This is a genomic window from Halomonas cupida (assembly GCF_900142755.1).
Lineage (GTDB): Bacteria > Pseudomonadota > Gammaproteobacteria > Pseudomonadales > Halomonadaceae > Halomonas > Halomonas cupida.
On record NZ_FRCA01000009.1, the window covers coordinates 210,714 to 228,075 of the forward strand.

The following is a 17,362-nucleotide window of genomic DNA, read 5'->3' on the forward strand; positions in this document are numbered from 1 at the left end:
CTGGCTACGAAGGCGGGGCGTCTTTCTGCCTGGCCTGGCGGATCACCTGCTCAATGAAGGCTGTCTTGGCTTCGGCATAGGCGTTCATGTCTTCCCAATCTTTGAGACTGAGCTCACGTTTCAGGTTTGCGTAACGATCTCGGGTCTCGGGACAGTTGCGTAGATAGTCACGAAACAGCAGGTAACGCCGGCATTCAGCAGAATCGAGCGGGAACACATGGATATGGACGTCACGCTCCGGCGTTCGGAACATGCGATGCTCATCGAACGCCGGTTCGCGGACTCGCAGCTCGTATCCCGCCGCCTGCAGAGCGGTGAGGTAACGGTCCTCACGGGATGGGTCCTGGACGATGGCGAGGATATCGATGATCGGTTTGGCCGCGAGCCCGGCCACCGACGTTGAACCGATATGTTCGATACCCTCGAGGGTCGGGCCGAGTGCAGCCTGAACTCGCTCGGCATGGTGATGGAACATGTCCCGCCATTCGCTGCGCCAGGGCACTATCTTGATCTCACGCTTCTCGATACCGCCAATCAGGCCGGTCTCCAGCGAGGAATGTGGAGCTTCTGACATGCTTATCGTGTCCGTATTGGTTGAAATGCTCTGTGCGCCTCCGCAGCGGGAGAGCAGGGCAGTGGAGACGCCAGGAGAAGAGCTCTAGATCATCGAGGCCAGTTTACCTACTTCCGCTACTACTTCGTCCCGCTGCTCCGGCTCGGCATCCGGGAGCCAGGTATAGGCTACGGCAATGACTGCACCACGATCCATCGGCCAGGCAACACCAATATCGTTTGCGTTACCGCCACTGCTGGTACCTGTCTTCTCGGCGACCAGCCAACTGGACGGCATGCCGGCCCGCAAACGGTTGTCACCGGTCTTGCCTTCCACCATCCAGGCGACCAGTTGATGCCGCGATTGAGGTGATAGAGTATCGCCGAACAACAGTGCGCGCAGTGTCTGCAACATTGCCAACGGCGTCGTGGTGTCACGTTCGTCACCATCGTGATCATGCTCATTGAGTGCAGGTTCGATGCGATCCGAGCGGGTTACATCGTCGCCGATGGTGCGCAGGTAATCAGTGATGGCGGCCGGACCTCCAAGCTCCCTGAACAGCACATTGGCAGCAGCGTTATCACTCCAGGCCACCGCAGCCTGACACAGCTCGGCAACGGTCATGCCGGGCTCACCGAGATGTTGCTCGGTGATCGGTGTCCAGCCGCCCAGATCGGATTCAGCAACGACAAGTCGACGGTCAAGAGCGGATTCGCCACGATCCACCCGCGCCAGGATGGTGGCGGCAATGATCACCTTGATGGTGCTGTTGAACAGGAACCGTTCATCGCCGCGATGGCTGGCAACAGCACCGGTGGCAAGATTCATCAGCGCAATGCCCAGGCGACCATTGTGCTGCTGTTCGAGTTCGGCCAGGCGAGCCTGCAGGTCAGAACTCTGGTTGCCGTCGGCGGCCAGTGCCGAAGGGATGATGAAGGCACTGGCCGTCAGCAGGGAAGCACTGGACAGGAAACTGCGTCGAGTCAGGGAGGACATGGGGAGCTCCATTCGCAAGGGGTATTCCATCAGGGCGGCCACAGCGATAGCCGCAGCAACGACAGCTAATGTAGAACATTCCCGCGACAAGATGTTGCCGATAATCGGTGGAGAATGGATAAAGAGAGCAAAAGCTGCATGGAAGACAGACTGGTCAGCTGGCTCATGGCCGATAGTCTGCGGTTTGAAGCGCTGCATCTGGCAAGTGAACTGGGGCTGAGTGACTGGTGCCTGGCGGCTGGCTTTGTGCGCAACCTGGTCTGGGACAGGCTGCATGGTTACAGGCAGTCAACACCGCTCGACGACATTGACCTGGTTTATTTCGATTCGCACAACCCTACGAGTGACCGGGATCGCGCACTGGAGGCTCGGCTAAAGGCCAGTTCGGCCTTGCCCTGGTCAGTCAAGAACCAGGCCAGAATGCACCTGCGAAACAATGACCCAGCGTATTCCAATACCACGGAGGCGATGAGCTACTGGGTAGAGATCGAAACGGCGATCGGCGCACGTTTGAGCGCTGACGGCAGACATATCGAGTTCGTTGCCCCCTTTGGCCTGGCGCCATTGTTTGCCGGCACCCTGACACCGAACCCGAAAAGGCCGGGCAGGGATGCCTTCATGGCGCGTGTCGAAGGCAAGTCCTGGTTATCGAAGTGGCCACGCCTGGTTCTGCGAACCTGAAGACAGCGAGCAGGACCGAACTGTCATTGTGGCCGCCATTGAGCGGGCAGTCGCTCAACCAGAAAATCCATCAGCGCTCGGACCTTGGGTGTCAGATCTCGCCGGTCCCGCACGCACAGATAGATGTCCATGGGCTCCGACACGGCTCTGGCCGTGGCACTTTGTCCGGGCTCGAATAATGCCACGAGACGCTGTTGGTTCAGGTACGGCTGGGCAATGAAAGCAGCCAGTCGGGTGATACCGCCACCGGCCAGGGCCATCTGCGCCAGTACATCAATATCATCGCTGATCATCGCCACCCTGGTTTCGGGCTCGAAACGAAGCCCATCGCGTATGAACCCCCAGCTCAGGAAACGACCATCCCGTGGAAAACGAAAGACCAGGCAATCGTGCTCTCGGAGTGCTTCTGGCTCATGTGGTGTTCCTGCCTGAGCCAGGTACCCGGGGGAGGCGCAGAAATGGAACGGGATCGAGGCAATGTGACGCGCAATGAGCCCCTCATCCAGTTGAGGCGCGAAGCGGATACTGACATCCAGCGTCTCGCTGATGTGATCAACGCTACGGTCGGTAGTAAGCAGTTCGACAGACAACAAGGGATAGCGAGCATTGAAGTCCGGTAGCAGGGGAGCCAGAACATGGCGCCCGAAGGCCGCAGTCGAGGCGATTCGCAGTCGTCCCTGAGGCTCTGCATGCAGCACCGAAATGGCATTGTGGGCGAGTTCGATATCCCGGGCGATATGTTTGACCCGCGTATAGTAGGCTTGACCGCTATCGGTAAGCGCCATGCGACGAGTGGTTCGCGTCAGCAGCCGGACGTTGAGGTGGGTTTCCAGACGATTGATGTTCTGGCTGGCGGCGGCCGAGCTGATGCCCAGCCGTCGGGCCGCTCCGGCGATGCTGCCGGTATCCACGGCATGCACGAAGCATTCGATGGCACGCAGTCTATCCATAAGCACCTGAGTGATTGAGGCTCCTGATTCGTAATCATGCCTTTATAGTGTTGTTAGCGTCAGGCGTCTACTGGGTGTCACTCAACTGGTCTAAGGTAGCAAGGCTTCAGACATTGCCAGAAACCAGTACGTCGCCAACAACAAGGAGTCAACATTGGATCAGCAATCATCCGTACAGCGTGGTCGTTTTTCCATGGTCAAGGGAATCGTGGTGCGGCGAGGGCTGCCGCATCGTCTTACGCCGGTGGTCTTTGCCTTCTACATGGCGGGTATCATGGCTTTTCTTATGTGCCTGGTGATCACGGCAGCCAATGGTGGAGTAGGGCCCGGATATCTCGAAACGGTGCTCGACGCCTATGCGCTGGCCATGCCGGTCGCATTTCTATGTGTTTTGGTCGTCAGACCCGTGGTCGTGCGCCTGGTAACCCTGACCATCGAGAAGGATTCGGTGCGCTGATAAGAGACCACGCTAGTGCTAGTTCCTCGACACTGATGAGGTCCTTTCCGGCCTCTCTGGAAGGCCATCCATCAGGTGGCCAGCGCTTTCTCGGCATCACGTCAGTTGCTGCAGCCTCAGCAGCGCTATCGCCGATAAAGCACCATTCCACCATGATGCAGGACATCGTCTTCGAGGAAGTCTCCATCCGGAAGATCCAGACGAACTGGTTCTCGTAGGGCCCGCCGGAAGTGGTGGTCGCGGAGCCATCGAATCGGACGACAACAAATGCTCCGAAGCGTCATGGTCTTGTCTCCCTCCTGGGTTGGGTCAGCTCGCCCCGGTTCACTGCGGCGAAGCCGTTGGGCGAATGGTGATCTCCGTCGTGTCGACGGTGTCGGGGGCTTCGATGATTTGCAGAACCGCACGGCTGATATCGGCGGGCTTCAGCGCGATCGCGCGATAGTCGTCCATAAAGGCCAACGTTTCTTCATGGGTAATGGTGCTGGCCAGTTCACTCTCCACAACGCCCGGATTGACGCAGGTGACGCGGATATGGTCGCTCTCTTGCCGCAGCCCGTCGGATACGGCCCGCACAGCGAATTTCGTCGCGCAATATACGGCTGCTGTCGGCACCACATTCAGCGCCCCGATAGACCCGATATTGATGATCTGGCCTGACTGCTGCTGGTTCATCGCCGGCAGCACGGCGCCGATGCCCCAGAGCACGCCCTTGATGTTCACATCGACCATGCTCTCCCACTCGTCCAGCTTTCCGGCCGAAAGCGGCGACAGTGGCATGATCCCAGCATTGTTCACCAGAACGTCGATACGGCCCCAGAGGTCCTGTGCCGCCCGTGCGAACTCCTCCATCGCAGCCCTGTCCGTCACGTCCAGCGCCCGCGTTTCGACCACACCGCCCGACTTGCGGATGTCTGCGGTGATCTGCTCCAACTTCTCGGTCCGACGCGCCCCGATAAGGACCCTGGCCCCGGCTGCGGCCAGTTCACGTGCCATTGCTTCACCGATGCCGCTGCTTGCGCCTGTGATGAGGATGACCTTTTCTGCAATGCTCATGATGTCTTCTCCTGTTTCACCTGAAGCGAGCCTTGGTGCTGCTCCAGCTGGAAACAAGATAAGTGGTCAGTTTGTCCAGCAGTAGACGCCAATTGCTTGACCAGGTGATTAGCAGTGGTTACCAATAGATATGGATCTCAATCTTTTGACGATGTTTACCGCAGTGGCGGAAGCGGGGAACTTTCGAGTTGCGGCGGACCGGCTGGGGGTAACGCGCTCTGCCATCAGCCAAGGTGTACGACGGCTCGAAACTGCCCTCGGGCAGCCGCTTTTCCACCGCACGACGCGAAGCGTACGCCTGACAGAGGAAGGTGAACGATTTCTGCTGTCTGTCTCGAACCCGCTCGCCGAGGTCACGGCGGCTCTGGAAACGGCGCTGAATGCGACAGGGGAGCCTCACGGGCTTCTTCGGGTCACTGCGACATCGATCGCTGAGCGGTTCCTGTCGGGACCGCTCATTTCCACCTTCGCCGAGGCTTACCCCAAAATCACGCTGGATGTGACAGTGACCGACGAAGAATTCGATATCGTCGCCGCTGGGTTCGATGCGGGCGTGCGCCTTGGGGAAGTGATCGAGCGAGACATGATCGCCGTGCCGGTGACCGGTAACCAGCGCCAGGTCACCGTCGCTACACCAGGTTATCTAGAGCGTTATGGTGTACCGCAACATCCGAGCGAACTGTCGGGTCATCGCTGTATCGGCTGGCGCCCATCACCCGATACGGCGCCTTATCGCTGGGAATTCGAACGCGAGGGGCGGGCTTTCGACGTGGCGGTTGAGCCGCAGGTGACCACCAACGACATGCTGCTGATGATCCGCACAGCACTTGCCGGCGGTGGCATTACCTTCGGCATGGAGGAAACCTTTCTGCCCTATATTCGAAGCGGCGAACTCGTGACGGTCCTCGACGATTGGCTGCCGCCTTTCGCCGGCTTCTACCTCTATTTTCCGAGCCGTCGCTCGGTTACACCGAAATTGCGGGCCTTGATCGACCACGTTCGCGAGTTCCGGGAGATGTGGAGGTAACGGCGCGGCTCCCTATTACCGGGCCAGTTCCTCGTTCAAGACTTCGGGACCCTGCTGAGCTTGCAGGAAAGGAGAAATTGCAGTCGTGCGCCCGGCCACTGTCGCCTGCGCTCAAACAAGGGGAGGGGCGGTGTCTGTGAGCTTTTGGTCAGGTCGAACCCTGAGATCTCTTGTCGTATCGCTGCTGAGCCTCTATCACCTCGGATGAGTGCTCCAATGACCATTTGTATAACGCCGAGAATGGCTCCCTTAGCGAGTGGCCCAACTCGGTGATCGAATACTCCACTGCCACCGGCGACGTCGACAAGACCGTTCTGATAAGCAGGCCATTACGCTCCAGGCGTCGCAATGCCTCCGTCAACGCCTTATGGGTAATGCCATCCAGACGCTTCTTGATGGCATTGAAGCGCGCAGGCCCCGAGCAGAGGATGGTCAAGATCATCACGGACCATTTATCGGCTATCTGACTCAGAATCAGCCGCGTGGTGCGCGCTTCGGCAAAGAAGTCATTGGGCAGGGCGGTATCTTCAGCCATATCTAGGCTACTCCAGGTGCGTAATTGTTAACTAGATATACGAAATATACCATGACGCTTCCACACTCAGAAATGGAGAAGCAACATGGGTCGTTTAGCAGGCAAGGTAGCACTCATCACCGGCGGCAACAGTGGCATCGGGTTTGCCGTCGCACATCGCTTTGCCGCGGAAGGTGCCGAGGTGTTCATTACCGGACGTCGCCAGGCGCAGCTCGAGAATGCCGCAACCGCCATGGACGGCAATGTCACGCCGATCATCGGCGACGTCACGGATACCGAAGGGCTGGATCAGCTCTTCTCCAAAGTCCACGCCACGGCGGGCTGTTTGGACGTCTTTGTCGACTGCGCAGGCATTGCCGAGCCAGCATCGCTGGAAGATACCGATGAGCCACACTTCGACCGTCACTTTGACTTGAACGTCCGCGCCACTCTGTTCAGCACACAGAGGGCCGCCTCGCTCATGTCCCGGGGGAGTGCGATCGTACTCATCGGATCGATCGCGGGCTCTATCGGAACACCCAGCTATGGCGCTTACGGTGCCAGCAAAGCAGCCGTTCGCGCGTTCACTCGAACCTGGGCAAACGAACTGGCGCGAAGGAGCATTCGTGTCAACGTGCTCAGCCCGGGTCCGATTGACACACCCATGTTTGAACAAGCGACCGACGAGGTTCGTGCGGCACTCGCCGAGCAAATTCCATTGAGCCGTCTCGGTAGGCCTGAGGAAGTGGCTGCCGCTGCGCTGTTTCTGGCATCCGACGAGAGCAGCTTCATCACCGGTGCCGAACTTTGCATTGACGGCGGCATGAGCCAGGTGTGATCCACCACTGAAGATAGGTTATCGGGAGCCTCCGGTCGCGACTATCTGCATGGCTACATCGGCGCGGACCTTAAGCCAACAACGATAGTCGCGCTCAAGCATCACGTCGTTGAAATCGATAGAGCTCTGACCAGCGGAGGCCACGTTCTCGATGCGCGAAGGCCTTTGGCATTTGCTCGCCTTGAACAGAGGCAGTAAGCGTACGGTCAGTAGAAATGTCGAGAGGCAATTAATTGCAAGGTGCGGACCATTAGGTTTCGAAATTTCGACGCTGTTGATGAGAATATCGAGATGCGGATATTTCGCCCGAACCGTATCTGCCAATTGACCTACCTTAGCAAGCGAAGCGAAATCCGGCTCGAAAAACTCAGCGGAGCCACCGACCCTTCCAACCGCGAGGACCGTCGCTTCCCGGCGGAATTCACTCGGAAAATAGATGGCCGTTAGCCGCTCTTCTGCGTTGGACCTTGGTGGAATATGTCAGTGATACAGTCACGGAACCAGCGCTGTGCAGGGTGTGTATCGTTACGCCGGTGCCATGACAGCGTGAAAGAGATTGGGTCGAGTTGGATGGGCGGCTTCCTCACGCAGAGATATTCAGCCTGCCCGGATGCTTCGAGCACACCCTCCAGAATCGTCGCTATCATATCCGACGAGGCGACGAGAGCGGGGGCTGCGTAGAGGTGAGGGAGCGTTAGGGCGAGGCGGCGCTTCAGCCCCTGCTTTGCCAGAGCCGCGTCGACGACGCCGAAACGGTCGTTCTCGGGCGAAACCAGGAGGTGCGACAGAGACAGAAATGTCTCGAGGTCCAAGTCCAGACTGGCAGCCGGATGATCCTTCCGCAAGATACAGACGAAACGCTCATCGAATAGGGGGGCGTTCAGAATACGGCCAGTGGAAGAGGGCGGGACGCCGATGGTCATGTCCACTTCCCCAGCATCGAGCATCGAGATGGCATCATCCCGGCCAGTAAAACTCCGGACAGCAAGGGCTATTCCAGGGGCTGTCTCGCGCAGCTTCGCAACAAGCTGTGGCAAAAAACTGAACGCTGGGTGATCGGACAGGCCGATAGAGAGAGCGGCGGTGGATGTAGAGGGATCAAACTCTTGAGTGAAATCCAGAGTGCGCTGGATTTCCGCCAACGCATGCCCAAGGGGCTCGGCCAAGTCGAGTGCCCTTGGCGTCGGCTGTAGCCCTTTTGGTCCGCGGACGAATAACTCATCCCGTAGCAGAACACGAAGTCTTGAGAGAGCAGCACTCATTGCTGGCTGGGTGCGCCCGATCCGTATACCTGCACGTGTGACGCTTCGTTCCACCATGAGTGCATCGAACGCGACAAGCAGATTGAGATCTATGCCGTGAAGATTCATGAAATGGATGTTAATGGATATCAAAAATCGATTTCAAGCATGTTCTTCACGCTCCTATGCTATGACAGTCCTCTTGACGAGAATCTCCCATGACTGACTCAGCTACTAAGCCCAGGACTCAGGTGGTGGGCTTGACCCCGGAAGATCGCAAGGCCATTGAGACATTTTATCGCGCCTTCGAAGGCAGGCCGGAACTGCTCGATGATGCGGTCGCCGAGAATTGGCAGGACATCCCACTCCCGCCTGGCCAGGAAGCGGGCCGGGACGGAATGAAACCGCTCATCGCTGGTTTTTGGGCTGCGTTTCCCGATGCCAAGGTGTCGATCCACGAGATCATTGGCGCGCCGGGCTGCGCAGCTGTGCGGGCCATGATCTCCGGCACACATAAAGGCGAATGGTTCGGTATAGCGCCAACCGGCAAGTACTTCCATATGCCGATCCATGAATTCCATCACATCGCCGACGGCAGGTTGACCCATACCTGGCATCTCGAAGACTGGTTCGGATGGCTCAACCAGGTCGGCGCATGGCCCGCAGAAGAACAGAGGATCGAACGATAAAGGCCAGCCGCATCACAGGCTACGGAGAACCAGCATGCAAGATAATATCGAAATACCACGACGGGATTTACTGAAGCTGGCAGTTCTTGCCGGGGTTGCCGGAACGCTGCCAGGAATCACCCGGGCGCAGGAAGAAGGCTCGGAACGCCTCCTTACCGACCGGCCCTTGCCTACAGTCGATGCACGGTTCCCGGCGGAAATGGCACCGGGCGTTTTCATTCTGCCGGACAAGCGCATCCCCTTGGTGCCGAACATTGGCATTATCGTCGGAACGGACAGTGTTCTGGTGGTCGACTGCGGGCTGGGGATCGACAGCGCCGAGAACGTGCTGAACGTGACGCGCGAGCTCGCACCTGGACGGCAGATTATTCTGACCGTAACCCATGCTCACCCTGAGCACGGGTTCGGCGCCCAGGTGTTCCGGGACGAAGCACACATCTTTTACAACTCCCTGCAACGCGACTACTTAATGAGGTCTGCCCAGACGCTGCTCGCCGGTTTCAGAGAGGGTGTTCTTCCGCCAGCACATGTCCATCTGCTTGACGGGATTGAACCGACGCCGCCGCACAAAACCTATGACGGGGCAGGGGCAACGATCGATCTCGGCGGTCGTGAAGTTCAATTCAGAACATGGGGTACCGCACACTCTCCCGGCGATCAGGTAGTCTACCTGGCGCAGGAAGGCATTCTATTTGCGGGCGATTTGCTCGAGGAGCGCATGTTTCCGATCGTACCCAACTTCCCACCCATGATCGGGGAGGAAGACATCGATTTGACTCAGTGGGAGGTGGCGCTGAATGATATCATGGAGCTGCAGCCACAGCTGATCGTGCCGGGGCATGGCAATCTCGGCGGTGCGGAAATCCCTGCGGACATACTTGGCTATTTCCGCACAGTCCGCGAACTGACGAAAGAAGCCTCCGAGCCAGTAGCGCGACTGGAAACATCCATTCGTAAAAGCTACCCGACTTGGGAGAACCCCGAGTTTATCCAGCCGTTACTGACCTACCTGCGCTAGCCTCAAGGGAACGGGGTTCATGGCCTACAAATCCCATTTCTCGGCCGTAGGTTTATGGAATCACCCAAGGCAGGGGCCTCGGGACACTTTCGAAACGCGAGCGCGAAGTATTAGCCTGGGCTGCTGCCGGCCGACGACAGGCTGATATTTCGGTCTATCCATGCGCACGGTAGAGAACCGTCTTCGACGAGTAAGCCGACATCCTGGCGTGGCGGCCACAGCCGAAGCCGTCAGCATCGCGATTCGAAACGACGATATTGAAACAACATGACTGGTGTGCGCACCGAATAGTCGTTGGGTGCCAAATCTGGCCACAGGCCCAGGAACTTCAAAATGCGGCGCATGACGCGCCGGATGCACATGGTTTGTTAATATCATATTTAACATAATATACATTATGCGAACCCAAGTGCTCCTGAAGAGCAGACGGATCTCTTTCCGCTATCTGGCGGGATTTCGGCCATTGGCCTTGCCCCGTTCGCTGAGTTCGCACGTGACGATTCACGAACCTGATCCCCACGACCGATTTTCCTCGAGTTTGTTTCACCAGGGCACGTCCATCCGGCCCAGGATGTCGGCAATCTCGCTCCGCAACCACTGCGACGCGGGATGGTTATCCTCCTGGGCTGTCCATATCAGGGACACATCCGGCACTGTCAGTGTCATTGGCACCGGGACCACCCGCAGGCCGAAGGCTTCACCGTAGCGTCGGGCCATTCGTGTTGGCAGCGTGGCAATCAACGGTGCGCTTGCCGCCATGCCCAGCACACCGAGGAACTCCGATGAGGTAGCCACCACGTTGAGCTTGCCGCCTACCGCATCGAGCGCCGCTTCGAGACAGCCGTGCAGGCTCTCGCTGAGGCTAACCACGGAATGCGGCAGACTCAGGTATTCCTCAAGCGAGATCGACTCCCCCAACGCCATCATGTCTGGATGGAACACGCAGCTCAATGACTGCTCAAACAGCGGCTGCTGTCGATAACGCTGTGCCTGGCTGTCAAAACAGCCGATCGCCAGGTTCAATATGCGATCATCCAGCATGCGATAGACATCGCGCTGCTGTACCGGACGACCGTGAAGCCTCACCCCGGGTGCGCGCTGACGCAGGCGCGAAGCCAGTTCCGGCATCAGCAGCAACTCCACCTCGCTCGAGAACCCCATCCGGAAGATACGCTGGTCAGTCATTGGGTCGAACTCCGACGTGGCATGAATGACCGCTTGCATCATGCCCAGTGCCTGCTCAACCGGCTCTGCCAATAGCTGAGCCCGCATGGTCGGCTGCATGACCGTCCCCACGCGCACAAATAGTTCGTCCTGAAACAGCGTTCTCAGAAGTGACAGATTATGACTCATGGCCGGCTGGCGAATCTTCAGTCTCTCCGCGGCTCGAGTCACGCTGCGCTCCCGCATCATCGCGTCGAACGCGATCAACAGGTTCAGGTCGAAATTACGAAGATCGAAATGATCAATTGACTGCATTCTTTGGATCGATTTGGTTAATGTGTCTATCAGGAATACGCTGGCTGGCATCACAGGTCAACAGGAAAACTCAATGACGTCCCCCACAACCTTTCGCGTTGGCGATGCCCTGATCACCAAGGTGCCGGAGCTCGCCCTGGATACCGTCGATATCGCCCAGATCTTCCCACAAGGCTCCCCCCTGGTGCTGGCCAGCGAAGCATCGCATTGGGGTGAGCGGAGTTTCGACTCCGCGCATGGCCTTCTGCGCCAGAGTATTCACGCCTGGGTGGTTCAGACGCCAACGCATACCGTGCTGGTCGATACCGGCACCGGCAACGACAAACAGCGCCCAACGGCACCACTGTTCCATCAGCTCGATGAGCCTTTTCTGGAGCGCCTCGAGGCGATCGGCGTATCGCCCGAGGCGGTGGATCTGGTGCTGCTTACCCATATACACGCCGACCATGTCGGCTGGAATACCCGGTTGCGGGATGGAATTTGGGTACCGACCTTTCCCAATGCCCGTTATGTCTTCTCCGAGCGAGAGTACGCCTACAACCGAGCCCTCTCCCAGGATCGTGAATCGGTGGCATCGGTCCAGCGACAGGCTGGCCTTGGCGAACCAGGCCATGAGCCGCTTCCCGGTGTCTTCGAGGATAGTATCCAGCCCATCGTGACGGCCGGACTGGATCAGCGGATCGAGATCGACGAGTCCGATGTCGAGGGGTTCCGTTTCCATTCCACTCCAGGGCACAGCATCGATCATGCTTCCATCTCGCTGACTTCCCGAGGTGAGACCGCGCTGTTCTGGGGCGACATCATGCATCATCCGCTGCAGTTCCGGCGTCCCGAGATCAACTCGGTGTATTGCGAATTCGCAGATGAGGCCCGGCAGTCTCGCCGCAAGGCCATTCGTCAGGCCGCCGAGCTCGATGCCCTCGTCTTCACTACTCACTTCGGAGACAGCTCCGTAGGTCGAGTCACTCGCCATGCACACGACTTTGATTGGCAGTTCGTTCAAGGAGCTCAGTCATGAATGTTGACATCACGCCCGATACGTTGCTTCACGATACCTATCTCATTGATAGCGACACCGTCGGCATACGGTTGCAGCTACGCCGTAGACGTCGTTCCGATATGCATCGGGCCAGTTCGCGCAATACTTTGCTGTTGATGCACGGTGCCACCTTTCCTGGCGAGAGCTTGTTCGATGTTCCCGTCGATGGAATTTCGTTCATGGACGTTCTGGCCATGGCCGGATTCGATGTGTGGGCGGTGGATGTTCGCGGTTATGGCGGGTCTACTCGCCCTGCCGAGATGATGGCCCCGACCGACGCCAATCCACCGCTGACACCGGCTCGGGTCGCGGTGCGTGATCTGGCTACGGCGGTCGACTATATCCTTGCCGAAAATTCCATCGAGCGCCTCAATCTCGTGGCCATGTCCTGGGGAGGATCGGTCGCGGGGATATATGCCAGCCAGCATGGCGAGCGCCTTGAAAAACTGGCGCTGGTCGCACCGCTGTGGCTGTCGAGTCGCCCTCTGCGCATCGATGCGGGACAGCCACTGACGGCCTGGCGCCTGGCGCGTATCGACGACTTTCGTCAGGCATGGCTGGCGGGTGTCCCGGTCGAGCACCGGGAAGCCCTGTTACCACCGGGCTGGTTCGAGCAGTGGGCGGTGGTGACCAATGCCACTGACCCGGAGGCTCCCGAGCCGAATACCATTCGTGCGCCGGGCGGAGCCCTCCAGGACACTCGCGAACATTGGCTCTCCGACCGCCCTCTCTATGATCCTAGCGCGATCACAGCGCCAGTGCTGCTGGTGCACGCCGAGTGGGACCAGGACGTAAGAATCGACATGATGCAGGATCTGTTCACGCGCCTCGACAATGCAGCGTACCGACGCTGGATCGAGATCGGCCGCGGTACCCATATGATCCTGATGGAACCGGGCCGTTGGCAGGCGTTCGATGCCATCGTTGCCTTCCTGCGTGAACCCAACGGTACCATCCGCGAGGACGGCAACATGGATCGCTAGCATCAAAACACTGCAATGGCACGCTCAAGGCCAGGTACGTGCGGCATGGCCCAGCCTTCCAGCGCGGAACTGGCGCGCCGTCAACGTCTGGCAGCCGAAGGAAGCATGACGTCGGGCAACTAACGTCATCTCCTCGGTCTGTAACGGGCTGAAGTCAGACACTGGGGAAACAGGGCATATAGGTAACCTGGGTCGGCTTCAGCCAATGTATCGATCAAGGCGTCGTCATCGTTGCCGGTTGGTTCTGGAATTCCGCGAGAATGTCCTGTCGTGCCTGTTCAATCGCCTTGCTGTAGGCCTCGGCCAGGTGGGGATACAACGGCGGCTGATCCCACTCTCCCTCCGCCACCTGCTCCACACTGCCGGACTGATGGAGAAGATAGCGATTGTCGTCAAGGTCGATGACCGAACTCAGGTGATTCACCGTGGCCACCGGATCACTGGTGGGGATGAACCCGTAATAGCTTCTCGTCAGCCCATGGGCACCGATGGAAACAACGATCAGCTTGTCGATCTGGTAGCGTGGCTTCAGTGGTCTGAAGTCATGAGCCGAGTATCCATCCTGCCGGTTATCAACTTCCTGGAAGTCTTCAATCCTCAGTGGTTCCGGGATCATCACGACCTCATAACCGCGGTCTTCCAGTGACGCTGCCAGTTCCTGTGGAATGTCTTTCAGAGCCTGGTTATCCCAGTCCTGCATAGCCTCACGCAGATCCAGAGTCATTTCATTATTGATCGCGAGATCCAGAAGCCCCTGTGGGCCTATTTTATAGAGCTGCGGTTGATTGACGACAGACGCCGTAACTCCGATACGCTCATGCTTTTCCTGCCAGACACTCTGGTGCATGGCTACGGGGGCCTGGCGGTTGGCACATCCACTGATCAGCAGTGCGGCGGCGCTGATGACCAGCACTGAAGTCGGAAACCTTATTCGCATTATATGGCGCTTCCCTGGTAATTGAATTCCCTGCATCTGCGTATGCAAGTCTGAACTTCACGGCCCCTTCTACGGGTTCCGCATGTCGGAATTCACTATACCTGGGATTACAGCCGTAACGATTCCGATTACCGACTGAGCACAGGGAAGCCATACCTTCATCATGATTGATATCGATGAGCGGACTTATTGCTCGCCAGAACAGGCGATAAGCTCGGCCAGGTGTCTATACCCCTCTTCCAGGGCCTGGCCCGTTAGATTGGTCACACCCAGGAGTAATCCCTTGCGAGCGTTGCTTCGCGTCGCAAACCAGGGAGACAGCGGCGCCGGAGCTAACCCAGCCTCCCTCGCCATATCGGCGATCTGAACATCGTCAACATCGTCGGGCAGATCGACCAGTAACGACAGACCGGCCATTTTCCTCACGCAAGCCGACCCTTCCATCAGCTCAAGCAACGCATTGCGTCGTTGTGCATACAACCGCTTCATACGTCGAATGTGGCGAAGGTAATGGCCGTCTCGCAAGAATTCCGCCACGGCCAACTGGCTGGGCAGCGCAGACGCTGGCGACAATGCTGCCGCGGTATCTCCGGCACGGCTTGCCAACATGGGCGGCACCACCATGAAACCGAGTCGCAACCTTGGGCTGATGGTTTTGCTGAAAGTGCCGATATGAATCACTCTGCCATCATGATCCAGCGACGCCAATGCCGGAGGGGCACGGCCGCTTAGTTGCAGCTCGCTCAGGTAGTCATCTTCGATAACCCAGCCAGCGTTCTCCCTGGCCCAGATCAGCAGTGCCTGGCGGCGAGCCAGCGACAGCTGCATTCCCAACGGTGCTTGCTGGCTGGCTGTCACAACAGCCAACTGAGCTTCTGCCGCTAGCGTCACTCCCTGCTCAACACAGACTCCCTGTTCATCTACTGGTATTGGTACAGGGGTATATCCTGCCAATGACAAGGAGTGCCGCGTCAGTGGGTAGCAAGGATCCTCAACCCAGACACGTTGCGAATCCAGCCGCAGCATATGTAGCGCGAGACCCAACGCACCAGCGTAGCCATTGGTGATGATGACCTGATCTGGAGAGCAGAGCAGCCCACGAGCCACAGACAGGTAGGCAGCAATTTCCTTGCGCAATACCAGCTCTCCGCGCGGATCGGGATAGCGCAATGTTTCCGCCACGGCCTGTCGCGAACAGCGCAGCATTATTCGAGACCAGAGCTTGTAGGGAAAGCCATCTTGCGCAGGCACCCCCACTTGAAAAGGTTTAGGGGCGCTGTCCAGGTCCTGATAGAGGTCGGGTAACGGTAGCTGCGAGGCCCGGTCGGTAATCTCTGGTAGAGCTGGCAGTACCGAGGCCACGAAAGTACCGGCGGATCCCTTCGAGATGACCAACTGATCATCACCTAGCCTGTCATAAGCCGTTTTAACGGTTCCCCGCGAAACGCCCAACTGTACTGCGAGATCACGCCACGAAGGCAGCCGCGCACCCTCGTACAAATGCCCCTGTCGAATTGCGTCAGAGATATTGGCGCGTATCTGCTCAGCCAGAGAGCGGCTGCCGTGGCGATCAAGTGAAAAGCGAAGCTTGCTCATTGGCCAATGGTACATAAAAACTTACCAATCCTGGTACTTTCTATTGGATCATGGTCGGCCTCAGAATCGCTACCAACTGCACTACCTAATATGGCCCCGTACTTATGGACCCGTACTTATGGACCCGTATTTATGGACCATAGTTATCACCCGTAGCGCTTGCCATGCCGAATTTACCCGCAGGATGAGATTGATGCAGACCAAAAGAGCCTTTCTTTCCGTTGCCATACTGTCCACCCTGTTGCTCGGCCATCTCGGCCCGGTTCAGGCTGCCGATCCGGACGACGCTGATCAGGACCAGACCGAGCAGGAGCAAGCCTATGATATGGAGGCCGACGGCGAGCAGCGCGCCAAGGCCGCTGGCGAATCGCTGATCGGCCAGCCCGGTCCTGAGATGAGCCTGACGACTCTGGACGGCGAGACCATCGATCTCGCCAGCCTGTACGGCGAGACTCCGGTCTACATAAAGTTCTGGGCGACCTGGTGTGTGCCCTGCCGTCAGCAGATGCCTGGCTTCCAGAAGTTTCAGGAGGAGCACGGCGATGATATTCAAGTTATCGCCGTGAACACCGGTTACGCTGATACCGCCGAGGCAGCAGCCGCCTATCGCGACGAAATGGGATTGACCATGCCGATCACGGTGGATGATGGCACGCTGGGCGAAGCCTTGAATCTACGTGTCACTCCACAGCACGTGCTGATTGATCGCAGTGGCCACATCGCCTACATCGGTCATCGTGACGATCAGGAATTGGAGCAGGCGCTGCAGGCGGTACTCGAGCAGGATGAGCAGCAGTCCTCAACCACCGAGGAAGCAGACGTCGCAGACAACGACGCCGATACGCTGAAGGTGGGGCAGGCGGCTACCGACCTCGCCGTTACCACGTGGGACGGCAATACCATCGATCTATCTCGAGCAGATTCAGACAAGCCATTGGGTGTGGTGTTCTTTGCCACCTGGTGTGAGTCCTATCTTGCAGAGAGCAAGCCGGAAACCGCCACTGCCTGCCGTCGTGTACGCGAAACCGTCAATCAACTGAGCGAAGACGAAGAGGTGCAGTGGGTAGGTATCATTTCCGGTCTTTGGACCAAGGAATCCGATGTCGAAAGCTATCTTGCCACTACCGAGACGGATATTCCTGTGGTGCTTGATGCCGAGGGTGAGCTGCATCGAGCCTTCGATATTCGACAGATACCTTCTGTCGTGCTGATCAGTGCTGATGGACAGATCGCAGAGAAGCTTGGGCCGCAGGACACCACGCTGACCACGGCTGTGGAGCGTCTCGGCCAATAGGCAGCCCCCTCACC

The 17,362-nt window shown here is 58.2% G+C and carries 18 protein-coding genes and 1 pseudogene; 9 read left to right on the forward strand and 10 right to left on the reverse strand.

The window, feature by feature from the left end:
* Window positions 1-4: 4 nt before the first annotated feature.
* The gene (locus BUE38_RS16330; RefSeq protein WP_073436305.1) at window positions 5-574 is read right to left on the reverse strand and encodes a GrpB family protein; all 570 of its coding nucleotides are present in this window, start codon (window positions 572-574) and stop codon (window positions 5-7) included.
* An 84-nt stretch (window positions 575-658) separates the two neighbouring features.
* Window positions 659-1,549 (reverse strand): class A beta-lactamase, encoded by an 891-nt coding sequence (gene bla, locus BUE38_RS16335; protein WP_073436306.1) that lies wholly within the window; start codon window positions 1,547-1,549, stop codon window positions 659-661.
* A 138-nt stretch (window positions 1,550-1,687) separates the two neighbouring features.
* Here bla and BUE38_RS16340 point away from each other — a divergent pair, with 138 nt between their 5' ends.
* Window positions 1,688-2,230, forward strand: a complete 543-nt coding sequence (locus tag BUE38_RS16340; RefSeq protein ID WP_143166368.1) for a nucleotidyltransferase family protein — start codon at window positions 1,688-1,690, stop codon at window positions 2,228-2,230.
* 23 nt (window positions 2,231-2,253) lie between these two features.
* Here the strand turns inward: BUE38_RS16340 and BUE38_RS16345 are convergent, their stop codons facing one another.
* Window positions 2,254-3,180: a LysR family transcriptional regulator gene (locus tag BUE38_RS16345; protein ID WP_073436308.1), complete on the reverse strand. Its 927-nt coding sequence runs from the start codon at window positions 3,178-3,180 to the stop codon at window positions 2,254-2,256.
* 154 nt (window positions 3,181-3,334) lie between these two features.
* On the opposite strand from BUE38_RS16345, the gene BUE38_RS16350 reads away from it, so the two are divergent.
* The gene (locus tag BUE38_RS16350) at window positions 3,335-3,637 is read left to right on the forward strand and encodes a DUF2798 domain-containing protein (RefSeq protein WP_234987067.1); all 303 of its coding nucleotides are present in this window, start codon (window positions 3,335-3,337) and stop codon (window positions 3,635-3,637) included.
* A 324-nt stretch (window positions 3,638-3,961) separates the two neighbouring features.
* Here the strand turns inward: BUE38_RS16350 and BUE38_RS16360 are convergent, their stop codons facing one another.
* The gene (locus tag BUE38_RS16360; protein WP_073436310.1) at window positions 3,962-4,693 is read right to left on the reverse strand and encodes an SDR family oxidoreductase; all 732 of its coding nucleotides are present in this window, start codon (window positions 4,691-4,693) and stop codon (window positions 3,962-3,964) included.
* A gap of 130 nt (window positions 4,694-4,823) precedes the next feature.
* On the opposite strand from BUE38_RS16360, the gene BUE38_RS16365 reads away from it, so the two are divergent.
* Window positions 4,824-5,720, forward strand: coding sequence for a LysR family transcriptional regulator (locus BUE38_RS16365; protein WP_200802200.1), 897 nt, complete (start codon window positions 4,824-4,826; stop codon window positions 5,718-5,720).
* 148 nt (window positions 5,721-5,868) lie between these two features.
* On the opposite strand, the gene BUE38_RS16370 is transcribed toward BUE38_RS16365, so the two are convergent.
* Window positions 5,869-6,255, reverse strand: a complete 387-nt coding sequence (locus BUE38_RS16370; protein ID WP_073436312.1) for a winged helix-turn-helix transcriptional regulator — start codon at window positions 6,253-6,255, stop codon at window positions 5,869-5,871.
* An 85-nt stretch (window positions 6,256-6,340) separates the two neighbouring features.
* Here BUE38_RS16370 and BUE38_RS16375 point away from each other — a divergent pair, with 85 nt between their 5' ends.
* A complete protein-coding gene (locus tag BUE38_RS16375; RefSeq protein WP_073436313.1) occupies window positions 6,341-7,072 on the forward strand; it encodes an SDR family NAD(P)-dependent oxidoreductase in 732 nt (243 codons plus the stop codon).
* A 443-nt stretch (window positions 7,073-7,515) separates the two neighbouring features.
* Here the strand turns inward: BUE38_RS16375 and BUE38_RS16385 are convergent, their stop codons facing one another.
* Together BUE38_RS16385 and BUE38_RS23525 are read right to left on the reverse strand one after the other, a co-directional pair.
* Window positions 7,516-8,238, reverse strand: a complete 723-nt coding sequence (locus BUE38_RS16385) for a LysR substrate-binding domain-containing protein (RefSeq protein WP_234987068.1) — start codon at window positions 8,236-8,238, stop codon at window positions 7,516-7,518.
* Window positions 8,239-8,256: 18 nt separating this feature from the next.
* Window positions 8,257-8,442 (reverse strand): annotated as a pseudogene (locus BUE38_RS23525) (LysR family transcriptional regulator); the annotation flags it as partial.
* 89 nt (window positions 8,443-8,531) lie between these two features.
* Here BUE38_RS23525 and BUE38_RS16390 point away from each other — a divergent pair.
* Both BUE38_RS16390 and BUE38_RS16395 read left to right on the forward strand, forming a co-directional pair.
* A complete protein-coding gene (locus BUE38_RS16390) occupies window positions 8,532-9,002 on the forward strand; it encodes an ester cyclase (RefSeq protein ID WP_073436315.1) in 471 nt (156 codons plus the stop codon).
* 34 nt (window positions 9,003-9,036) lie between these two features.
* Window positions 9,037-10,020, forward strand: coding sequence for an MBL fold metallo-hydrolase (locus tag BUE38_RS16395; RefSeq protein WP_143166369.1), 984 nt, complete (start codon window positions 9,037-9,039; stop codon window positions 10,018-10,020).
* Window positions 10,021-10,563: 543 nt separating this feature from the next.
* Here the strand turns inward: BUE38_RS16395 and BUE38_RS16400 are convergent.
* Window positions 10,564-11,499, reverse strand: coding sequence for a LysR family transcriptional regulator (locus BUE38_RS16400; RefSeq protein ID WP_073436316.1), 936 nt, complete (start codon window positions 11,497-11,499; stop codon window positions 10,564-10,566).
* Between the two features lie 73 nt (window positions 11,500-11,572).
* On the opposite strand from BUE38_RS16400, the gene BUE38_RS16405 reads away from it, so the two are divergent.
* Both BUE38_RS16405 and BUE38_RS16410 read left to right on the forward strand, forming a co-directional pair.
* A complete protein-coding gene (locus BUE38_RS16405; protein ID WP_073436317.1) occupies window positions 11,573-12,517 on the forward strand; it encodes an MBL fold metallo-hydrolase in 945 nt (314 codons plus the stop codon).
* On the forward strand, window positions 12,514-13,521 hold the full coding sequence (locus BUE38_RS16410) for an alpha/beta hydrolase (RefSeq protein WP_073436318.1): 1,008 nt from the start codon (window positions 12,514-12,516) through the stop codon (window positions 13,519-13,521). The genes BUE38_RS16405 and BUE38_RS16410 overlap by 4 nt, the downstream gene beginning before the upstream one ends.
* 214 nt (window positions 13,522-13,735) lie before the next feature.
* Here the strand turns inward: BUE38_RS16410 and BUE38_RS16415 are convergent, their stop codons facing one another.
* Window positions 13,736-14,458 (reverse strand): hypothetical protein, encoded by a 723-nt coding sequence (locus tag BUE38_RS16415; RefSeq protein WP_143166370.1) that lies wholly within the window; start codon window positions 14,456-14,458, stop codon window positions 13,736-13,738.
* Window positions 14,459-14,644: 186 nt separating this feature from the next.
* The gene (pdxR, locus tag BUE38_RS16420) at window positions 14,645-16,069 is read right to left on the reverse strand and encodes a MocR-like pyridoxine biosynthesis transcription factor PdxR (protein WP_327077520.1); all 1,425 of its coding nucleotides are present in this window, start codon (window positions 16,067-16,069) and stop codon (window positions 14,645-14,647) included.
* A 178-nt stretch (window positions 16,070-16,247) separates the two neighbouring features.
* Here pdxR and BUE38_RS16425 point away from each other — a divergent pair, with 178 nt between their 5' ends.
* Entirely contained in the window at window positions 16,248-17,348 is a 1,101-nt protein-coding gene (locus tag BUE38_RS16425) for a TlpA family protein disulfide reductase (RefSeq protein WP_159438904.1), read from the forward strand.
* Window positions 17,349-17,362 lie beyond the last annotated feature (14 nt).